Consider the following 18,671-nt stretch of genomic DNA (forward strand, 5'->3'; position numbering starts at 1 on the left):
GGCTTTCAGAACCGGGCGGCGACGTCCTGAAAGATTCTCAGCAGTACGGTGGCGCTCGGCGACAGCTTCTGCTCCGCCAAGTGCGCCAACAGGATTCGACGTGACGGCGCGCCCGTCAACGGGACCAATCGCACATCGTCACGGATGTTGGACAGCGCCATGCGCGGTGCGAACGAGACGCCCAGATCCACTGCCACCATTGCCTGCGCCTCCTGGTAGTCGTTCGCGGCGAACGAGACGGTGGGGGAGAAGCCCGCAGCGTGACATGCGCGCTCGAGCGCTGCACCGACCGGATGAGTGTCTTCCCGGGTGATCCACTGCTCGTGTTCCAGCTCGGTCATGTCCACCGAATCGCGGTCGGCCAGATGGTGATTGACTGCGATGACCAACATCGGTGGGTCGACGATGAGCTGGTGCACCGTCAGATCCGAGTCGGTGATTCTGGCCCACTCGTAATCCCAGAGCAGAGACAGCTCCACCTCGCGGGTGTCGAGCATTCCCCGCAGTCCTGCGAACCGCGAGCTGCGCACGGTCAATGCGACGGCTGGATACCGCGACTTGAACAGCTTCACCACCGGAGGTAGCAAGCTGGCACCGGCCGTCGGGAAAGTGCCGATTCTCAAGGTCCCGGCGCGTAGACCGGACAGATCTTCGAGTTCGTTACGCGCAGCGAGCAATTGAGTCTCGATCCGTTCGGCGTGCCGGACCAGCACTTCGCCGGCCTCGGTCAGGCGCACCCCGCGAGCGTGTCGTTCGAGCAGGGGTTGACCGGCTTCGAGTTCGAGCTTGCTCAGTTGCTGCGATACAGCAGATGTGGTGAAGCTCAATCGAGTTGCGGCCGCAGTGATGGACCCGGTGCGCACCACCTCTACCAAGAGCAGTAGGCGTCGGGTGTCGAACACGATCGAACCACCTTTAAGTGAAAGTTAAGGGATCTCGACTTTTTCGTAATTGTACTCGACGGCTGTGTGATGCAGGCTATGTACAGCAACCGCACGAGAGCTGCGTCACACGACCGCACCGCTCCCTCGAATGTTCAACTCCAAGAACCTTTTCGAGAGTAACGATCGGAAGGTATCCGAAAATGTATTCACTGCGTGGCACGTGGATGAGGGGCGGGACCAGCAAATGCTGGCTCTTCAGCTCCGTCGATGTCGAGCCACTGATCGAACAGGCAGGATCTCTGGACGAGATTCTGGTCTCCGCCTTCGGATCCGGCGACCCCCGCCAGCTCGACGGCGTCGGTGGCGGCAGCTCGACCACCTCGAAGGCGGCCATCGTCAGCAGGTCCTCCGAGGACGGAATCGACGTGGACTACCTCTTCGCGCAGGTCGCCATCGATGACCGAAAGGTGGAGTGGGGCAGCAACTGTGGCAACTGCGCCACCGCGATCGGCCTGTACGCGCTTCAGCAGGGACTGGTGGCGGTCGATCCGGTCACCACCGTCGTGCGGCTGCGTAACCGCAACACCGGTGCCGTGCTGCTCACCGAGATCGATACACCGGGCGGCGTCGTTCCGTCCGAGGGATCCGCCCAGGTTGCCGGAACGTCGGCCCTCGGTGTTCCGGTCGGACTGACGTTCGTCGACCTCGGTGCCGATCGCACTCGGTTGCTCCCCACCGGATCGGTGCAGGACACCGTGGAGCTGCACGGATCGCACTACCGCGGCACCATGGTGGTCGCCGGCGCTCCCGCTGCGCTGTTCGATGCGGCCGACGTGGGCATGACCGGAGCGGAGTCGAATGCCGAACTGATGGACCGAGTTCCGTTGCTGGTCGAACTGCGGCGCGCATCGGCTCTGCTCATGGGCCTGTCGCGCCCGGAGGACCCCATCACTCATGCAGTGCCGAAGGTCGGCATCATCGCTCCGCCGGTGGATTACCACCTCGAAGACGGAACGCTCGTCTCGGCCGGTGAGTACGACGTCTGCGTGCGGATGCTCTCGATGATGGCACCGCACCCGTCCATCGGCCTGACGTCGGCAGTGGCGGTGGCCGCAGCCGCGACCGTGCGCGGCGGCGTGGTCGATCGAGTCGTCGACGGCGCCGCTACCTCGACCCTACGGCTGGGGACACCGGCAGGTGTGTTGGTCGTCGGCGTCGACATCGCTGCGGACGGCAACCTCACCAGCGTGACCCTGCACCGCGCTGCCCGACGCATCGCGACGGCAGAACTGTTCGTTTCCGCTGCGGCGAAGGCACTTTCGATCGGATAGCTCGACCAGTGAACACGGCTTCGACGACTGAAGAAAAGGAAGATCATGAAGGTTAGCATCGAGAATCTGAGCCTCGCATACTCGGGAAACACTGTGGTCCGAGACCTGGACCTGGAGATCGCCGACGGAGAATCCCTGGTGTTACTGGGCCAGTCGGGTTGCGGTAAGACGAGCACGATGCGCTGTGTCGCAGGGCTGGAGACCCCCAGCGCGGGGCGTATCACCATCGGTGATCGCGTCGTCCACGACTCGCACAAGAACAAGACGATCCCACCGCACAAGCGCAACGTGGGCATGGTCTTCCAGTCCTACGCGGTCTGGCCGCACCGGACTGTCTTCGACAACGTGTCGTTCTCGTTGAAGATGCAGAAGGTGAACAAGACCGAGATGAACCAGCGCGTCCTCGAAGCCCTCGACCTCGTCGGGTTGGGCGAAATGGCCCACCGCGGAGCAAGCTTGCTCAGCGGCGGTCAGATGCAGCGGGTGGCGCTGGCTCGGTCGTTGGTGATGCGCCCCAGCGTGCTCCTCCTCGACGAGCCGCTGTCGAACCTCGATGCCCGACTGCGCGAACGACTTCGGATGGAATTGCGAGAGCTTCAGCTCCGACTCGGACTGACTACCGTCTACGTCACGCACGATCAGGTCGAGGCATTCGCCCTTGCGGACCGAATCGCGTTGATGCAGAACGGCCGAATCGTCCAGATCGGTACCCCCGAGGACATCTACACCTCGCCGATGTCCGCCTCGGTGGCCGAGTTCCTCGGTGTCGGCAACATTTTCCGCGCCACGGCTGCGTCGGGACCGCGCTCGACGATGGAGCTGACGGACTTCGGACAGATTGCAGTGTCGGTCGACGCAGCGTCGGCCGCCGACGGGCCCGTCGTGGTGTGCTTGCGGCCCGAGGATCTGTTGGTCACCCCGTTGGATGATGTCGAGCCCGAGGGCCAGTCCTGGATGGGCACAGTCGATGTCGCCAGCTACCAGGGGGCGTCCATTCGGTACCGCGTCACACTGGACGACGGCCCCGAGATCGAAGCCGTCGCCACCGGACACGCCAGCCGAATCCTGGGAATGGGAGAACGCGCACGGGTCACAGCAGTAGCCGGCGGAGCTCAGGTTCTCGTCGACGATCGCGTCGCCTCCGAGGCGGTGCCGGTATGAGCGCTCCCACCGACAATCGGCCCGTCACCACGACGACGCCGCCGGTCGACACTCCCGCACCCCAACGCAGGCCCGGTCTGAAGAAGTGGATTCCGACGCTTCTGCAGTTGGCTCTGCTCACCGTGATCGTGCTGTTCCCGATGTTCTTCATCGTGATGGGCGCATTCACCGACAACGCCGAGCGCACCTCGCTGTTCGACTTCGGCAACTTCACCCTCGACAACTTCTCGCTGCTCGGATCCTCGACCGCGCAGAGTGCCCTGTGGAATTCGGCATTGGTGGGGATCGGGTCCTCGATCGTCGCCCTGGCGATCGGGTGCACGCTGGCTTTCCTGGCCGCCCGCACCAACGTGCCGGGGCGAAAGATGATCTACGGCATCGGTATCGCCCCGCTCTTTCTCCCGGCACTCGTCGGCGCACTGGCGTGGGCATTGCTGGCCGGACCGGCCACCGGCTACATCAACCTGGTGCTGACAGCGATCGGCCTGCCCGGGTTCATCGACATCTACAGCTTCGGCGGCATGATCTTCATCCTCGGCATCTACTACGCGCCGTACCCGTTCCTGATGGTCCACTCCGCACTGTCGTTGATGAACCCCGACCTAGAGGACGCCGCCAGCCTGCACGGTGCCAAGCTGACGAAGATGCTCAGCAAGATCACCTTCCCGCTCGTCATGCCTGCCGTGATCGGTTCGGGAATCCTGGTTTTCGCACTCACCGTGGAGAACTTCCCGGTCGCACAGGTGATCGGTGTTCCCGGTGGAGTCGACACTCTGCCGACTCTGATCTACCGGCTGATGAACGCGTCGCCGGCCCGCGGTAACGATGCCGCTGCTGTCGCCGTCGTACTGACCGTCCTGCTGGTTGCCGTCGTCGCATTCCAGCAGCGCGCGATGAGCAGCAAGGAATACACCACCGTCAGCGGCAAAGGTGTTCGGGCGCGCCAGGTTCCGCTGCGCGCATGGCGTATCCCGGCTGCAGTGTTCGCGTGGGTGTATTTCGCCCTCGCCGTTCTCCTGCCGCTAATCGCCCTGGTGTTGGCTGCGCTGCAGACGAGCCCGTACGTCGCGAACATCGGTCAGCTCTTCGACTCGGGGGCCCTGTCGTTCTGGGGACTGGGAGAAACGTTGCGCAGTGCCGACTTCCACAGTGTGATGACCAACAGCGTCATCGTCGGTGTCGCCACCGCCGCCATCGGTACCGCGTTCTGCTTCGCTTTGGCGTACACGAGGTATCGCACGAACGCTCCGGGCCGAAAGCTGTTGGAGTACCTGGCGATGCTGCCGCTGGCCGTTCCTGCCATCGTGCTCGGGCTGGGTCTGCTGTGGACGTGGCTGGCGCTCCCGCTTCCGATCTACGGAACACTGGCGGTGCTGGTGATCGCGTTTGTCGCTGTCACCATTCCCCAGGGCTATCGCGGTGTATCGGCGTCGATCATCCAGTTGGACAAGGACTTGGAAGACAGCGCCGTCATGTTGGGTGCACGACGGCATCGGGCGATCTCGTTCGTCACCGCGCCGCTGCTCAAGGTCGGACTGTCCTCGACGTTCCTGTTGCTGTTGATGCTGTCCATGCGTGAGCTCACCGCCGCGCTGTTCCTGTTCACCTCCGACACCCGGTTGCTGTCGATCGCGATCTTCGACGCCTACGACAACGGCTCGTTCCAGTCGGCGGCCGAGTTGAGTCTGCTGTACTGCGTCGTGATCGGTGTGCTCGCAATCCTCTCGCGTCGCTTCGGATCCAAGGAAACTGTCTGATGAGAAAATTGGTCACAGCAATCGCGCTGGGTGTCGCAGTGGCAACGGCCACGGCTTGCTCGCCGCCACCCGAACGGCCCGCTCTGGCTCGGGCGGCGGAGGAGATCATCACCGACAACGGTCTCGTCATCGACGGCGAACAGATCGCCGATCCGGATCTGTGGACGCGGGCCCAGGCCGAGGGTGGCATCACCCTATACAGCGGCTACACCGCGGTCACCGAGGCGACGGTGCTGAAGAACTTCGAGAAGGACACCGGACTCGACGTCAAGCTCGTGCGACTCACCCCGAACCGGCTGTACGAGCGACTGGTGGCCGAGTACGGTGCCGGCCGTCTCGACGCGGACGTCGTGCGCATCTCCGATGCCGGCTTCGTCAGCGGACTGAGCGAACGTGGTGTGTTCCAGCCCTATACGCCGCCGACAGCTACCGAGCTGCAGGACGACGTGGTGTTCGACGGTGGGAACTACTACCGGACGTTCGACCCGATCTACACGATGGGCTACAACAGCGCGCTGATCGAGGGCGACGACAGGCCGACCTCGTGGGCGAATCTTCTCGACGATCGGTGGAAGGGCAATCTCGGTATCGCTCAGGCCGGCGCCGGCGGTAGCGCACTGGCACTGACTCGGTTCCAGCGCGAGGTCCTCGGTGACGACTACCTCCGTGAGTACTCGTCGGAAGCAAGGGTGTTCGACTCGATCGGAGCTCAGCTCGATGCGCTGGCTCGAGGCGAGATCGAAGCAGGGACCGTGGTGGTGAGCAGCGTCAATATCGCCAACAACGAGAATGCGCCGGTCAACTTCGTGGTACCGGAGGAGGGGCTCACCGCCTACGACTACTACACCGGTGTCGCGTCCACTGCGAAAAACGTTGCGGCCGCGCAGGTATTCATGAACTGGAACCTCTCCAAGAGGGGACAACAGGTGTTCAGCGATCTCGGTGAGTACTCGGTGCGCAACGACATCGACCCGCCGGTGATCCGCGGAATCGAGTTGCCGAAGTTCACCGACCCCAAGGTCAACCGGATCACGCAGTCGGAGTCGATCGAGAATTCGGCCGACGACCAAGAGGCCTGGAACGCGATCTTCGGTTACAACGAATAACGGGTCGTGCGCGTTTTGCGCACCTCCAGGTACGCAAAACGCGCACGACCGTCAGTCAGACACCACCGAGGACCGCGTCGACCAGACTTTCTGCGTAGACGCGGTCCTCGGTGTCGCCTCGATCGGCATCGGTGTGATGCGAGAAGATGACATGGCTGAGAACCGCTCCTGTCACGAGTTCGAGAATCCTGGTGGTATCGGCCGACTCGGGTAATTCGCCCCGTTTCTGGGCTCGGTGCACGATCAGCCGGGCCGCAACCAGTCGGCTTCGGTTGAGTGTGTCGATCATGTGCCCGAGTAGATCGGGGTGCACCCGCGCATCGAGGGCGACGCGCAGGCTGACGAGACCGGCCGTTCCTCGGTAGCCCTGCAGAAGCTGCACCGCCAATTCGACGAGATCCGCCCGCAGGTTGCCGAGGTCGATCGGTGTCGCGAGCGGACTTCGAGCGTCCAGCGCGTCGACGACCAAGGCCCCCTTCGATTCCCAGCGTCGGTAGAGCGCCGCCCTGCCGACGGACGCGCGGCGAGCAACGGCGTCGAGCGTGAAACCCGACCAGCCTTTCTCCCAGTAGACCTCGAGCACTGCGTCGTAGACGCGGTCCTCCAGATCGGGATCACGCGGCCTGCCCCGTCGGCTCGTGGTTTTGTCGGTCACCCAGGGATTGTGGCACCTACCCGGCATTGCGGACAATCTGTGTCTGTAATAGGTTCCCGGTCATGAGTTCAGTACGCCACGAGGCGTCGACGGTGGATCCGAGACGTGTTCCGGTGATCGTGGCTATCGGTGAGACAAGCGGCCGCGGCGAACCCATGGGCGTCGAACCCATGGAACTGATCACGCGCGCTGCCACCGAGACACTCCAGGATTCGCCGACGTCGGAGCCGTGGATTCGCAGAGCGGACAGCATCACGTTCTGCCACATCGCCAGCTGGGCTTACGCCAGTCCCGCCGCTGCGCTGGCCCGTAGATTCGGTGCCACCCCCACAGATGTGTTCGACGCGCCGATCGGTGGCCAGTGGCCCGCACGCCTTCTCGATCGCGCAGCCTCGCGCATTGCGTCCGGGGAGTCGACGGTAGCGGTGATCGCGGGCGGTGAAGCGCAGGCCTCGATGGGTGCCTTGGTCAAGGCCGGGCGAGAGCCCGTGCGGGATGGGGGATGGAGCGCGGACCCGGGAGGTCCGCCCACCTTCGACCTCGATCAACTCGGAAGTGCCGCAATGCAAGACGCCGGACTGATCACTCCGGTTCGGATCTATCCCTTGTTCGAGAGCCGCTTCAGATTCGAGGCCGGACTGGATCCGGAGTCTCGACTGGCCGAGTGCAGCGACCTGTATGCGGAGTTTTCCGTTGTCGCCCAGAAGAACCCGTACTCGTGGAACGGGCGAGTGCGGACGGCTGCCGACATCGGCACGCCGTCGCCGAAGAACCGCATCGTGTGCGAGCCGTATCCGTTGTCGATGAACGCCATGCCCTTCGTCGACCAGGCAGCGTGCATCGTGGTGACCAGCTTGGCCGAAGCCCGAGAACGCGGTGTCCCCGAGGGCGACCTCGTGTTCGTCTGGGGCGGTGCGGGTGCCGAGGATTCGGTCGACATTCTCGACCGCAGCGATTTCGGCCGGTCTTCAGCGATGGAGGATGCGATGGACAGCGCCTTGCGCGCCGCGGAGATCGGAGTCGAACAACTCGACGTGGTCGACGTGTACAGCTGCTTCCCGATCGTGCCGACCCTCGCCACCCGACACCTCGGAACGCCGAAATCATTGGTACCCAGTGTGACCGGTGGTCATTCGTCCTTCGGTGGTCCCCTCAGTAGCCATTCGCTGCATTCGATCACCGCATCCGTCCGCGAGATTCGCGGCGGCAAGAACTGCGCACTGGTGCACGCGAACGGTGGCTATATGACGTATCACCACTCGGTGCTGCTCGGTGGCGACCAGCACCCACAGGGCTACGTAGGAAATCCCGAACCCGCAGTGCTGACGTCGGATCCACCGCCTCGTGCACCTGTACAGGACGGGACTCTCGTGGTGGAGACAGTGTCCGTCGAGCATTCTCGGCAGCATGAACCGAACCAGGCGTTCCTCGTCGCGAGAGACGAGCGCGGGCGACGCGTCGCCGCACAGACGGCACCCGGGGACACGGCCAGCGCCCGTGCGCTGTCTCTGTATCGAACCGACCCGGCACGCGAAATCATCGGGACCACAGTCACTGTCGACACCATCGAGGGGAACATTCGTGTCCGAAGCAGCTAGCGCCGAACCTGTCGTCCTGACCAGGCGGGAAGGTCACGTACTCGTCGTCACCATCAACCGACCGCGAGCTGCCAACAGCATCGATGCCCGCGTGCACTCGTTGCTCGGGGAGGCGTGGGAGTCCGCCGAGGCAGATCGAGACATCCGAGCCATCGTCCTGACCGGCGCGGGATCGGCGACTTTCTGTGGCGGTGCCGATCTGAAGGCCCTCGGCACCGGAGGACCCGGCGCGGTGACCCCGCCCGAGACCGAACACTGGGGGTTCGCCGGCATTGTCCAACACCCGATCTCGGTCCCGGTCATCGCGGCCGTGAACGGGTCGGCGATGGGAGGAGGAACCGAGATAGCTCTGGTCTCGGACATGGTCGTCGCGTCGGACACGGCCGTGTTCGGCCTGCCCGAGATCCGGCGTGGTCTCATCGCCGGTGCAGGTGGCGCTTTTCGGCTGATGTCCGCGGTGCCGGAACACATTGCCCTGGTGATGATCTTGACCGGACAGCCGATCTCCGCGCAGGAAGCCGCACGGTGGGGATTGGTCAACAGAGTTGTGGCCCCGACCGAGGTCCTCGACACCGCACTCGAACTCGCTCGGCTCTGCGCGGAAGGCGCTCCGCTGGCGGTGCGCGCATCCAAGCGTCTGGCCCGACGTATCACCGACGGTGCCATCGCGCACGAGAAAGATTCGTGGGCACAGAACCGTCAGGAATTGGATCGACTCACCACCACGCAGGACGTCGTCGAAGGAATCACCGCATTCCTACAGAAACGCGATCCGACATGGACCGCGCAGTGAGTGCTCAGAACCGCGAACCACGGTGGTCTTCTCGGTGCGGAGCCTGACGCACCGCCGTCACTGCGATTCTCGCCGCGTGGCCGATGGCCTGATCGACGAGTGGGAGGTACAGGTCCATCCGCGCCGCCCGAGTGAACACCGACACCGCGACGGGCTTCTCGCCCGGAAACGAGACCACGGCAACCTCGTTGCGAATAGGGCCGATAGTTCCGGTCTTCCCCGAAACCTGCACATCTGGGTACGGGACTCCGCTGCGGATTCTGTGTGGCCACACCTGCTGAGACAGAACCTCTTTCATGTACCGGCACTGCTCCGGTGATGCCGCGGCGTCCAGCCAGATCGAGCGCAGGACGGTGTTGCTGTCACGGGGTGTCGTGCAGGAGGTGTAGGCGGGATCGAAACCAGCACTGTCGATCACTGTGTAGTTGCTGGCCAACAATCCCAGTGCCTCATCCGAGCTCAGCCGACCGGTGTCCCGCACGATCTGATCGCCCAGTGTCTTCGTGCCACCGACGATCCGAGTCTGCTCGAGTCCGAGATCCTCGATCACTCGCGTGAGTGCATTCAGGCCGAGTGCACCGAGAAGCGCATCGGCAGCGGCATTGTCGGAGACGGTGATCATCGAACGTGCGATGTCGCGCCAACTCATCGTGACCGGATCTGCGTAGCTCGCGATGCCGGTCGGCCCAGGACTGCACTGGGCCGGGACAAGTCGTACCGAATCGGTTGCGGTCAAGGATCCTTCGTCGAAGGCCCGCCCTGCAGCGACCAGCAGCACGAGCTTCCATACCGACGCAGCGACGACGGGATCGTCTCCCTCATGGTCGACGACCGTGCCGGTGCCGTCGATTCGTTCGGCACGTACCCAACCCCGGCAGCCGGCATCTGCGAATACTGCGCGCAGCTGCTCGTCGGTCGTATTCACTTGCCTGCCTGCAACAGGATTCGGTCGATGACAGTCACCAGGGGCTCTACTTCGTCGTCGCGGCTCACGATCCGAACCCGCAGGGCCACGTCCTCCGAAGCAAGATCGAGATGCGCGGTGCCAGGCAATATCGGGTTGGACGCAGGCACGAGTCCGAAACAGCGACCCGACGCGACGCCGATCGCCACATCGCGAAATGTGTTCACGGCGAACACCTCGGGGTCGAGGGCGTGGCGTCGAAACGCGTCGAGCAGCAGATCATGCGCGGGTGGGTTCGCAGTCCGCGGTGTGGTGGCGAATGCGAGGTCGGACAGCATGGTCAAGCGTGGACGCTGCGCGTGCGCCGAGCGGTGACCGACAGGAACCACGACACGGCGGGGCAGTGCGACGACCGGTCCGGCGAGCAACCGGTCGATTACCACTGGGTGATCGACCACCGCGAGGTCCAGTTCGTGTGCACGCACACGGTCGAGCAACGACACCGCACCGGCGGTCTCCACCCGTGCCTGGACGCCTACGGCGGCGGCTATGCGCGCGGCGATCCCCTCGTCCAGCTCAGGTACGAGGCCGATGCGGATCGATCCGGACGCTGTGAGTGATTCTGCGGCAGTGGTCAATCGGCGTGCGTCGTCGACGATCAACCGGGCCCTGGGCAACAATGCGGACCCGTGCTCGGTGACGGCGGCTCCGTCGGGGGTTCGCTCGATCAGCGTGAGCCCGAGGTGCTTCTCCAAGGCTTTGATGGCCCGAGACACCGGTGGCTGCGTCACTCCGAGAGCGGCCGCGGCGCGGCCGAAGTGCCGTTCTTCTGCGACGGCGACGAAATACTCGAGATGGCGAACCAGATCCACCGACCTATTGAAACACGATCACCTGCCGCGATACCGAAGAGGAATGAACCGGCCGGGCCTCGGGACTTGGCTCGATGGTGCTCGGATGTGATCGCATGACCCCATGCGTACCTCGACATCCACCCGACTGATCACCGTGATCGCGGCGGCAACGTTGGCGGCAGGCGTCGCGTGCTCCTCGACGGCCACTACCGAGCCACCGCAATCCGCAGCGAGTACATCTCGGACCACGACCGATCAGGCCATGGCCGAACAGCCATATTCTCAGCTCGAGGCGAGGGACGCCGCTCGGCTCGGCGTCAGCGCGCTCGATCTCACGTCCGGTTCCATCCAGAGTTATCGCGGTGACGAACGTTTCGCGTTCTGCTCGACGTTCAAGGTGTATGCCGTCGGGGCCGTACTCGCCGCCGTCGACGCAGGCAGGCTGCAGCTCACCGACACCAGAACAATCGCCGCAGAAGACAAGGTGCCCGAGTCGGCCGTCGATTGGGCACCCGGCTCGGTCGTCACCATCGCAGATCTCGCCTCCGCAGCGTTGACGAAGAGCGACAACACATCCGGCAATCTGCTGATACGTGAAGCAGGTGGCACAGCGGCGCTCACCGACTTCGCGCGATCGCTCGGCGACACCGAATTTCGCCTTGATCGCACCGAGCCGGAGTTGAACACGGCCATCCCGGACGACCCTCGGGACACCACAACTCCGAACTCGATGGCCGCCGGCTACCGGACCCTGCTCGACGGCGACGCACTGACGCAGGCATCACGACAGCAGTTGCTGGACTGGATGGCGGGCAACCAAACCTCCACGGCCCGCTTCCGCGCGGGCATTCCCCCGCAGTGGACGTCGGCCGACAAGACCGGAACCGGTAGCTACGGTGTCTCCAACGACGCGGGCCTGGTGCTCGGACCCGGAGGTCAGAAGATTCTGCTCGTCGTCCTCAGTGCTACGACGTCGGGTGCGGAGGACTCACCGGCCATGAACGCCCTTGTCGCCGACACGACTCGGACGGTCGTGGAACAGCTGGATTGACGTCAGTTCTCGGATCGGCGGACGGCGTCGACGAGGGGTACGAGGTCCGGTTCACGTGCTGCTTCGTCGAGGGCCTCACGCAGGGCCGCGTCGTTGGTCGGCCGCGCTGCCTCGAGCAGAGCCAGGCCTTCGTCGCTGACGTCGGTGTAGATGCCGCGGCGGTCGGTGGGGCAGAGGTAACGGGTGAGTAGCCCGCGGTCCTCGAGACGGGTGACCAGGCGGGTTGTCGCACTCTGGCTCAGGACGACGGCGTCGGCCACCTGCTTCATCTGCAGGTGTCCGCCCACCCCGTCGTGCTGACGTGCCAGGACGTCGAGCAGCCAATACTCGCGAGCGCTGAGGTTGTGGCCGGCCTGCAGAGCCTTCTCGATGCGGCTCTCGATGCGACCGTGCAGGACCGACAACGCCAGCCAGTTCTGGGCCAGCGCCGTCAGGGCGGGGTCCTTCGCCGTCATTGCTGCGCCTTCCGTGCCGATGCTCGTACAGCCACCGTACAGCGCCTGCCGTTAATCGGCGTCTGCAACTACATCGGTCGGCGGGCGACGATGCGTCGAGCATGGGCCAGCACCGGTGCGTCCACCATCTGACCTCGGAAGGCGAACACCCCGCGATTGTGCTCGACGGCGTCGAGTACGGCTGTGGCCCAATCGATTTCCTCGACCGTGGGCGCATAGGCCTCGCGAATGACGGGGATGTGACTGGGGTGGATGGCCACTTTGCCGTCGAAGCCCACGGCTACAGCGTCGTCGGCCTCGGCGCGCACCCCGTCGAGATCGGGGATGTCGAGGTAGACCGAATCCAACGCGAACAGTCCCCGCGCCTTGGCGGCCAGCAATGTCTGCGACCGAACATGCTGTGCGACATCGCGGTAGCGGCCGTCGCCCAGTCGACTCGAATTCCCGCCCATCGCAGCGACCAGATCCTCGGCGCCCCACATGGCACCGATGGCATTGTCGGCTGCGAGTGCGTCGAACACCGTCATCGCCCCGAGGGGGGATTCGATCAGTGCGACGACATTCAGTGGGGCCAGAGCTGTTATCTGAGCGGCAGATTCACACTTGGGCAACATGACGGTCGTGTAGTCGGTGCGCTGCAACGCGTCGAGGTCGGCGGCCTGGTCCTCGGTGCCGTGCGCATTGACTCGAACGATGGTGCGCGACGGGTCCAGCGGTGTCGACACCACGGACTCGCGAGCGCCGGCTTTGTCCGCGGCACCGACAGCGTCCTCGAGATCCAGAATGACGACATCGGCTCGGGCCGCTGCCTTCTCGTAACGCTCGGGTCGATCAGCGGGACAGAACAGCCACGCCGGGCCAGGGGGAATCCAGGTCACGACGCGTCGTCCTCGGGCCGCATCCGGACGAGAGTCTTGCGGACGGCGATCGCTACGACGTCACCGTGCTGATTTCGACCGGTGTGGGTGAACGTCACGATTCCCTCGCCGGGGCGGGACTTGGATTCGCGCTTGTCCGAGATCACCGTCTCCGCGTAGAGGGTGTCGCCGTGAAACAGCGGCTTGGGGAAGGACACCTCGGAGAAGCCGAGGTTGGCGACAATCGTGCCCTGGGTCAGCTGCGTCACCGACAATCCGACGAGGGTGGACACGGTGAACATCGAGTTCACCAGCCGCTGACCGAAAGATGTTGTCTCACTGTAGGCGGCATCGAGATGCAGGGCCTGGGTGTTCATCGTCTGCGTGGTGAACGATGTGTTGTCGGCCTCGGTGATGGTGCGGCCGGGGCGATGCTCGTAGACGGTACCGAGCTCCATCTCCTCGAACCACAGGCCGCGTTGCCGAATGCGCTTGTCGCTCATAGCCCCAGGCTCCGCGCGATGAGCATCAGCTGAACCTCGGTGGTGCCTTCACCGATTTCGAGGATCTTGCTGTCGCGGTAGTGACGGGCGACGACATATTCGTTCATGAACCCGTAGCCGCCGTGAATCTGCGTCGCGTCGCGGGCGTTGTCCATCGCAGCCTCCGAGGCCACGAGCTTGGCGATGGACGCGGCCTTCTTGAAAGGCTTGCCCGCCAACATCAGTGCGGCCGCGTCGTAGTACGCCGTCCGCGCGGTGTGTGCGCGTGCCTCCATGCGGGCGATCTTGAACGAGATCGCCTGATTGCGGGCAATCGGAGCACCGAATGCCTCGCGCTCCTTGGCGTACTTGACGCTCTCGTCGACGCAACCCTGAGCCGCCCCGACCGATACGGCAGCGATCGCGATCCGGCCCTCGTCGAGGATGTGCAGGAAGTTCGCGTACCCGCGGCCTTCCTGGCCGAGCAGGTTCTCCTGCGGGACTCGTACATCGGTGAAGCTGAGCGGGTGTGTGTCCGAGGCATTCCAGCCGACCTTGTTGTACGCCGCTTCGGCCACGAACCCGGGAGTGTCGGTGGGCACCAGGATCGACGAGATCTGCTTGCGTCCTGTTGTCTCGTCGACGCCGGTCACAGCGGTGACGGTCACCAGTTCGGTGATGTCGGTTCCGGAGTTGGTGATGAACTGCTTGCTGCCGTTGATGATCCAGTCACCGCCGTCGCGCTTGGCAGTGGTCTTGGTGCCGCCCGCGTCGCTACCGGCACCCGGCTCGGTCAACCCGAAGGCCGCGAGAGCTTTGCCCGCGGTGAGCTTGGGTAGCCACTGCTGCTTCTGCTCGTCGTTGCCGAAACGGTAGACGGGCATGGCACCGAGCGAGACGCCTGCCTCGAGCGTCATCGCGACGCTCTGGTCGACCTTGCCGAGCTCTTCGAGTGCCAGGCACAGGGCGAAGTAGTCGCCGCCCATGCCGCCGTACTCCTCGGGGAAGGGCAGACCGAAAAGGCCCATCTCGGCCATCCCTGCGACCACCTCGTACGGAAAGGAGTGCTCGGCATCGTGTTTCGCCGAGACCGGCGCGACGACGGTGCGGGTGAAGTCCGCCACGGATTTGACCAGTTGCTGGTATTCGTCGGGCAGATTGGACGACGACAGATGTTCGGTCATGACTTGTCCTCTTCGGTGTCGGTGGGAACGATGCGGGCGAGGACCTGGTCGACGCGGACCTGATCTCCTACTGCGACTGTGAGTTCGACGGTGCCGTCGATGGGCGTGGTCAAAGTGTGTTCCATCTTCATCGCCTCGACGACGACGATGGCAGTGCCTGCGGTGACGGCGCTGCCGGAGGTCGTTCCGATCGCGATGATCGAACCCGGCATCGGCGAGAGGATCTCTGCGTCGCCGGACTGCGTGTCGTCTTCGCGCACATTGGGTTCGGCGATTCGATCGATTCTCCAGGTGCCGCGTGAGCTGGATACCCAGGTGGACGATTCGTTTCGGGCTACGGTCATCGACTCGCGTCGATCGTCGAGTACGAGGTCGATGGAATCCTCGGTAGCGGAGGCCCGCAGTCGGCGCGGTTCTTCGTCGTCGACGACGACCGTCGCCGCATCGAGGGTCCCGGTGATGGACACGTGCGCGGTCCGAGTGCCGGATGTCAGCCGGAGCTGGAACGGTGCGTGCGCTCCCACCCGCCAGCCCGACGGCGTTGCCCAGATATCCTGGCCCGCCTCCTGCCACGTGGCGAGCCAGGCGACGGTGGCTGCGGCGATCATCGCCTCGTCGGGGGAGTCGGCGGCAACGAAATCCTCGACGCGGCGGTCCAGTAGGCCGGTGTCGAGATTGCCGGCACGGACCTCGTTGTCGGCGAGCAGGAATCGAGCGAATTCGATGTTGGTGACGACGCCGAGTACCGAGGTATCGGCCAGCGCGCGATCCAGGCTGCGCAGCGCTGTAGTGCGATCGGGGCCGTGTGCGATGACTTTCGAGAGCATGGGGTCGTAGTTGCTGCCCACCTCGGTACCGATGGCGAGACCGGAGTCGACGCGGATGCCCGTGCCGGTGGGCTCGCGCAACCCGACGACGGTGCCGCCGGTCGGGAGGAACTCGCGGCCGGGATCCTCGGCGTAGACGCGCGCCTCGATGGCGTGTCCGGTCAGTCGAATATCGTTCTGACTCAGCGTCAGTGACTCGCCGGCGGCGATCCTGACCTGCCACTCCACGAGGTCGATGCCCGTGACCATCTCGGTCACCGGGTGTTCCACCTGTAGTCGAGTGTTCATCTCCATGAAGAAGAAGTCATCGGGGTGGTCGGCGGAGACGATGAACTCCACGGTGCCGGCACCGGAGTAGTCGACGCTGCGAGCGGTGTTGCAGGCAGCCTCGCCGATACGCGCTCGGGTCTGCGCGTCGAGCAGTGGGGACGGCGCTTCTTCGATGACCTTCTGATGGCGTCGCTGCAGGCTGCATTCGCGCTCACCGAGGTGGATGACGTTGCCGTGACCGTCGGCGAGGATCTGCACCTCGATGTGCCGGGGCCGCAACACGAATCGCTCGATAAACAGTGTGTCGTCGCCGAACGAGGAGGCCGCCTCGCGGCGGGCACTGGCCAGCGCGGCAGGCAGATCCTCGGCGCGCTCGACCAGACGCATGCCCTTGCCGCCGCCCCCAGCCGAGGGTTTGACCAGGACCGGGAATCCGACGTCGGGTGCACCGGCGACGAGGTCGTCGTCGGACAGTCCCGGTCGGGAGATGCCGGGTACGACGGGGACGCCGAAAGCGCTGACGGCGGCCTTGGCGGCGATCTTGTCGCCCATCACCTCGATGGCCTTCTCCGGCGGCCCGAGGAAGGCGATTCCGGCTTCGGCGCAGGCCGCAGCGAAGTGGGGGTTCTCCGAGAGGAAGCCGTAGCCGGGGTGAATTCCCTGTGCGCCGGTGGCTTTCGCGGCGGCGATCACCTTGTCGATGTCGAGGTAGCTCTCGCGTGCGCTGGCGGGCCCGAGTCGTACCGCGGTATCGGCTTCGCGGACGTGCCGGGCGTCGGCGTCCGCATCGCTGTAGACGGCGACGGTCCGAATGCCCATGCGGCGCAACGTTCGAGCGACGCGTACCGCGATCTCACCGCGGTTGGCGATCAGAATGGTGTCCAACATCGTGGTCATCTCTCTCACATCCGGAAAACGCCGTAGGAGACCGGCTCGAGCGGCGCATTGGCGCACGCCGAGAGTGCCAGTCCGAGAACAGTTCTGGTGTCGGCGGGGTCGATGATGCCGTCATCCCACAGCCGGGCCGTCGAATAGTAGGGGTTGCCCTGACTTTCGTACTGGTCACGAATCGGAGCTTTGAACGCTTCCTGGTCTTGCTCCGACCACGGATTACCCGACGCATCCAGTTGGTCACCTCGGACGGTGGCAAGGACGGACGCGGCCTGTTCGCCGCCCATCACCGAGATCCGGGCGTTCGGCCACATGAACAGGAAACGCGGGGAATAGGCTCTGCCGCACATGGAGTAGTTGCCTGCACCGTAGGAGCCGCCGATGACGACGGTGATCTTCGGAACGCGGGCGCAGGCCACTGCGGTGACCATCTTCGCGCCGTGCTTGGCGATGCCGCCGGCTTCGTAGTCTCGGCCGACCATGAAGCCGGTGATGTTCTGCAAGAACACCAGTGGGATGCTGCGCTTGTCGCAGAGTTCGATGAAATGCGCGCCCTTCATCGCAGATTCGGCGAACAGCACACCGTTGTTGGCGATGATCCCGACGGGATGGCCGTGGAGGTGGGCGAATCCGGTGACGAGTGTCTTGCCGTATTCGGCTTTGAACTCGTCGAATTCGCCTGCGTCGACCACCCGGGTGATCACCTCTCGTACGTCGTACGGGGTGCGTGGGTCGGTGGGGACGACGTCGTAGATCTCGCTCTGGTCGACGATCGGGTCGCGGGTGGGAACGACATCCCATGGCCGCGGCGTCCGGGGCCCGAGGGTGGAGACGATCTTCCGGACGCGGCGCAATGCGTCGCGGTCGTCGTCTGCCAGATGGTCGGTGACTCCGGAGACCTTGGAGTGCAGGTCTCCACCACCGAGTTCTTCGGCGGTGACGACCTCGCCGGTCGCGGCTTTCACCAGGGGCGGGCCGCCGAGGAAGATGGTGCCCTGATTCTTGACGATGATGGCCTCGTCGCTCATTGCAGGCACGTATGCCCCACCCGCAGTGCACGAGCCCATCACGGCGGCGATCTGCGCAATTCCTTTGGCGCTCATGGTCGCCTGGTTGAAGAAGATGCGTCCGAAGTGGTCGCGGTCAGGAAATACCTCGTCCTGGCGCGGGAGGAATGCGCCACCGGAGTCGACGAGGTAGATGCACGGCAGAGAGTTCTGCAGGGCGATCTCCTGCGCGCGCAGGTGCTTCTTCACCGTCATCGGGTAGTACGTGCCGCCTTTGACGGTGGCGTCGTTGGCAATGATGATGCACTCTCGACCGGCCACGCGACCGATGCCGGCGATCACGCCTGCCCCGGGGCACTCGTCGTCGTACAGGCCGTTGGCCGCCAGCGGTGCAATCTCGAGGAACGGGCTACCCGGATCCAGGAGTTCGTCGACGCGGTCGCGGGGGAGCAGCTTGCCGCGGGCGATGTGCCGTTCCCGGGACTTCTCGCTACCGCCGAGTGCTGCCACGGCGAGCTTCTGGGAGAGCTGCTGCGCGAGTAGCTGATGATCTGCGCGGTTGGCAGCGGTATCGATCGCCATGAGATGCACGCCTTCAGGGGTT

The 18,671-nt window shown here is 64.6% G+C and carries 17 protein-coding genes; 7 read left to right on the forward strand and 10 right to left on the reverse strand.

Annotation, left to right across the window (positions count from 1 at the left end; translation table 11 throughout):
* Positions 1–5 precede the first annotated feature (5 nt).
* Positions 6–902: a LysR family transcriptional regulator gene (locus tag JLZ96_RS15210; RefSeq protein WP_201010490.1), complete on the reverse strand. Its 897-nt coding sequence runs from the start codon at positions 900–902 to the stop codon at positions 6–8.
* Between the two features lie 182 nt (positions 903–1,084).
* Between JLZ96_RS15210 and JLZ96_RS15215 the strand changes: the two genes are divergently transcribed.
* The 4 genes from JLZ96_RS15215 to JLZ96_RS15230 are packed head-to-tail and all read left to right on the forward strand — an operon-like array spanning position 1,085 to position 6,239.
* The gene (locus JLZ96_RS15215; protein WP_236254002.1) at positions 1,085–2,215 is read left to right on the forward strand and encodes a PrpF domain-containing protein; all 1,131 of its coding nucleotides are present in this window, start codon (positions 1,085–1,087) and stop codon (positions 2,213–2,215) included.
* 45 nt (positions 2,216–2,260) lie between these two features.
* Positions 2,261–3,376 (forward strand): ABC transporter ATP-binding protein, encoded by a 1,116-nt coding sequence (locus JLZ96_RS15220; RefSeq protein WP_048317094.1) that lies wholly within the window; start codon positions 2,261–2,263, stop codon positions 3,374–3,376.
* Positions 3,373–5,133, forward strand: coding sequence for an iron ABC transporter permease (locus tag JLZ96_RS15225; protein ID WP_080966139.1), 1,761 nt, complete (start codon positions 3,373–3,375; stop codon positions 5,131–5,133). The genes JLZ96_RS15220 and JLZ96_RS15225 overlap by 4 nt, the downstream gene beginning before the upstream one ends.
* The gene (locus JLZ96_RS15230; RefSeq protein ID WP_201010491.1) at positions 5,133–6,239 is read left to right on the forward strand and encodes an ABC transporter substrate-binding protein; all 1,107 of its coding nucleotides are present in this window, start codon (positions 5,133–5,135) and stop codon (positions 6,237–6,239) included. The genes JLZ96_RS15225 and JLZ96_RS15230 overlap by 1 nt, the downstream gene beginning before the upstream one ends.
* 55 nt (positions 6,240–6,294) lie before the next feature.
* Here JLZ96_RS15230 and JLZ96_RS15235 read toward each other — a convergent pair whose 3' ends face one another.
* Positions 6,295–6,894: a TetR/AcrR family transcriptional regulator gene (locus JLZ96_RS15235; protein WP_236254004.1), complete on the reverse strand. Its 600-nt coding sequence runs from the start codon at positions 6,892–6,894 to the stop codon at positions 6,295–6,297.
* Between the two features lie 62 nt (positions 6,895–6,956).
* On the opposite strand from JLZ96_RS15235, the gene JLZ96_RS25005 reads away from it, so the two are divergent.
* Positions 6,957–8,492, forward strand: coding sequence for an acetyl-CoA acetyltransferase (locus tag JLZ96_RS25005; RefSeq protein WP_236254005.1), 1,536 nt, complete (start codon positions 6,957–6,959; stop codon positions 8,490–8,492).
* On the forward strand, positions 8,476–9,285 hold the full coding sequence (locus JLZ96_RS15240; RefSeq protein WP_236254007.1) for an enoyl-CoA hydratase/isomerase family protein: 810 nt from the start codon (positions 8,476–8,478) through the stop codon (positions 9,283–9,285). Before JLZ96_RS25005 ends, JLZ96_RS15240 begins: the two co-directional genes overlap by 17 nt.
* A gap of 4 nt (positions 9,286–9,289) precedes the next feature.
* Here JLZ96_RS15240 and JLZ96_RS15245 read toward each other — a convergent pair whose 3' ends face one another.
* On the reverse strand, positions 9,290–10,210 hold the full coding sequence (locus tag JLZ96_RS15245) for a serine hydrolase (protein WP_094664243.1): 921 nt from the start codon (positions 10,208–10,210) through the stop codon (positions 9,290–9,292).
* Entirely contained in the window at positions 10,207–11,061 is an 855-nt protein-coding gene (locus JLZ96_RS15250; protein ID WP_201010494.1) for a LysR family transcriptional regulator, read from the reverse strand. The genes JLZ96_RS15245 and JLZ96_RS15250 overlap by 4 nt, the downstream gene beginning before the upstream one ends.
* Positions 11,062–11,164: 103 nt before the next feature.
* On the opposite strand from JLZ96_RS15250, the gene bla reads away from it, so the two are divergent.
* Complete coding sequence (bla, locus tag JLZ96_RS15255; protein WP_201010495.1) at positions 11,165–12,094, forward strand: class A beta-lactamase; 930 nt, start codon at positions 11,165–11,167, stop codon at positions 12,092–12,094.
* A 2-nt stretch (positions 12,095–12,096) separates the two neighbouring features.
* On the opposite strand, the gene JLZ96_RS15260 is transcribed toward bla, so the two are convergent.
* From JLZ96_RS15260 to JLZ96_RS15285, 6 genes are all read right to left on the reverse strand, one after another.
* Entirely contained in the window at positions 12,097–12,549 is a 453-nt protein-coding gene (locus tag JLZ96_RS15260) for a MarR family winged helix-turn-helix transcriptional regulator (protein WP_032367885.1), read from the reverse strand.
* A 68-nt stretch (positions 12,550–12,617) separates the two neighbouring features.
* Entirely contained in the window at positions 12,618–13,427 is an 810-nt protein-coding gene (locus JLZ96_RS15265) for a CoA ester lyase (RefSeq protein WP_201010496.1), read from the reverse strand.
* A complete protein-coding gene (locus tag JLZ96_RS15270; RefSeq protein ID WP_027494718.1) occupies positions 13,424–13,909 on the reverse strand; it encodes a MaoC family dehydratase in 486 nt (161 codons plus the stop codon). The genes JLZ96_RS15265 and JLZ96_RS15270 overlap by 4 nt, the downstream gene beginning before the upstream one ends.
* Positions 13,906–15,072, reverse strand: coding sequence for an acyl-CoA dehydrogenase family protein (locus JLZ96_RS15275; RefSeq protein ID WP_027494717.1), 1,167 nt, complete (start codon positions 15,070–15,072; stop codon positions 13,906–13,908). Before JLZ96_RS15275 ends, JLZ96_RS15270 begins: the two co-directional genes overlap by 4 nt.
* Positions 15,069–17,066, reverse strand: a complete 1,998-nt coding sequence (locus tag JLZ96_RS15280) for an acetyl/propionyl/methylcrotonyl-CoA carboxylase subunit alpha (RefSeq protein ID WP_167325874.1) — start codon at positions 17,064–17,066, stop codon at positions 15,069–15,071. Before JLZ96_RS15280 ends, JLZ96_RS15275 begins: the two co-directional genes overlap by 4 nt.
* A 5-nt stretch (positions 17,067–17,071) precedes the next feature.
* Positions 17,072–18,649, reverse strand: a complete 1,578-nt coding sequence (locus JLZ96_RS15285; RefSeq protein ID WP_201010497.1) for a carboxyl transferase domain-containing protein — start codon at positions 18,647–18,649, stop codon at positions 17,072–17,074.
* Positions 18,650–18,671 lie beyond the last annotated feature (22 nt).

This window comes from Rhodococcus sp. NKCM2511 (assembly GCF_014905595.1).
GTDB classification, from domain to species: domain Bacteria; phylum Actinomycetota; class Actinomycetes; order Mycobacteriales; family Mycobacteriaceae; genus Rhodococcoides; species Rhodococcoides fascians.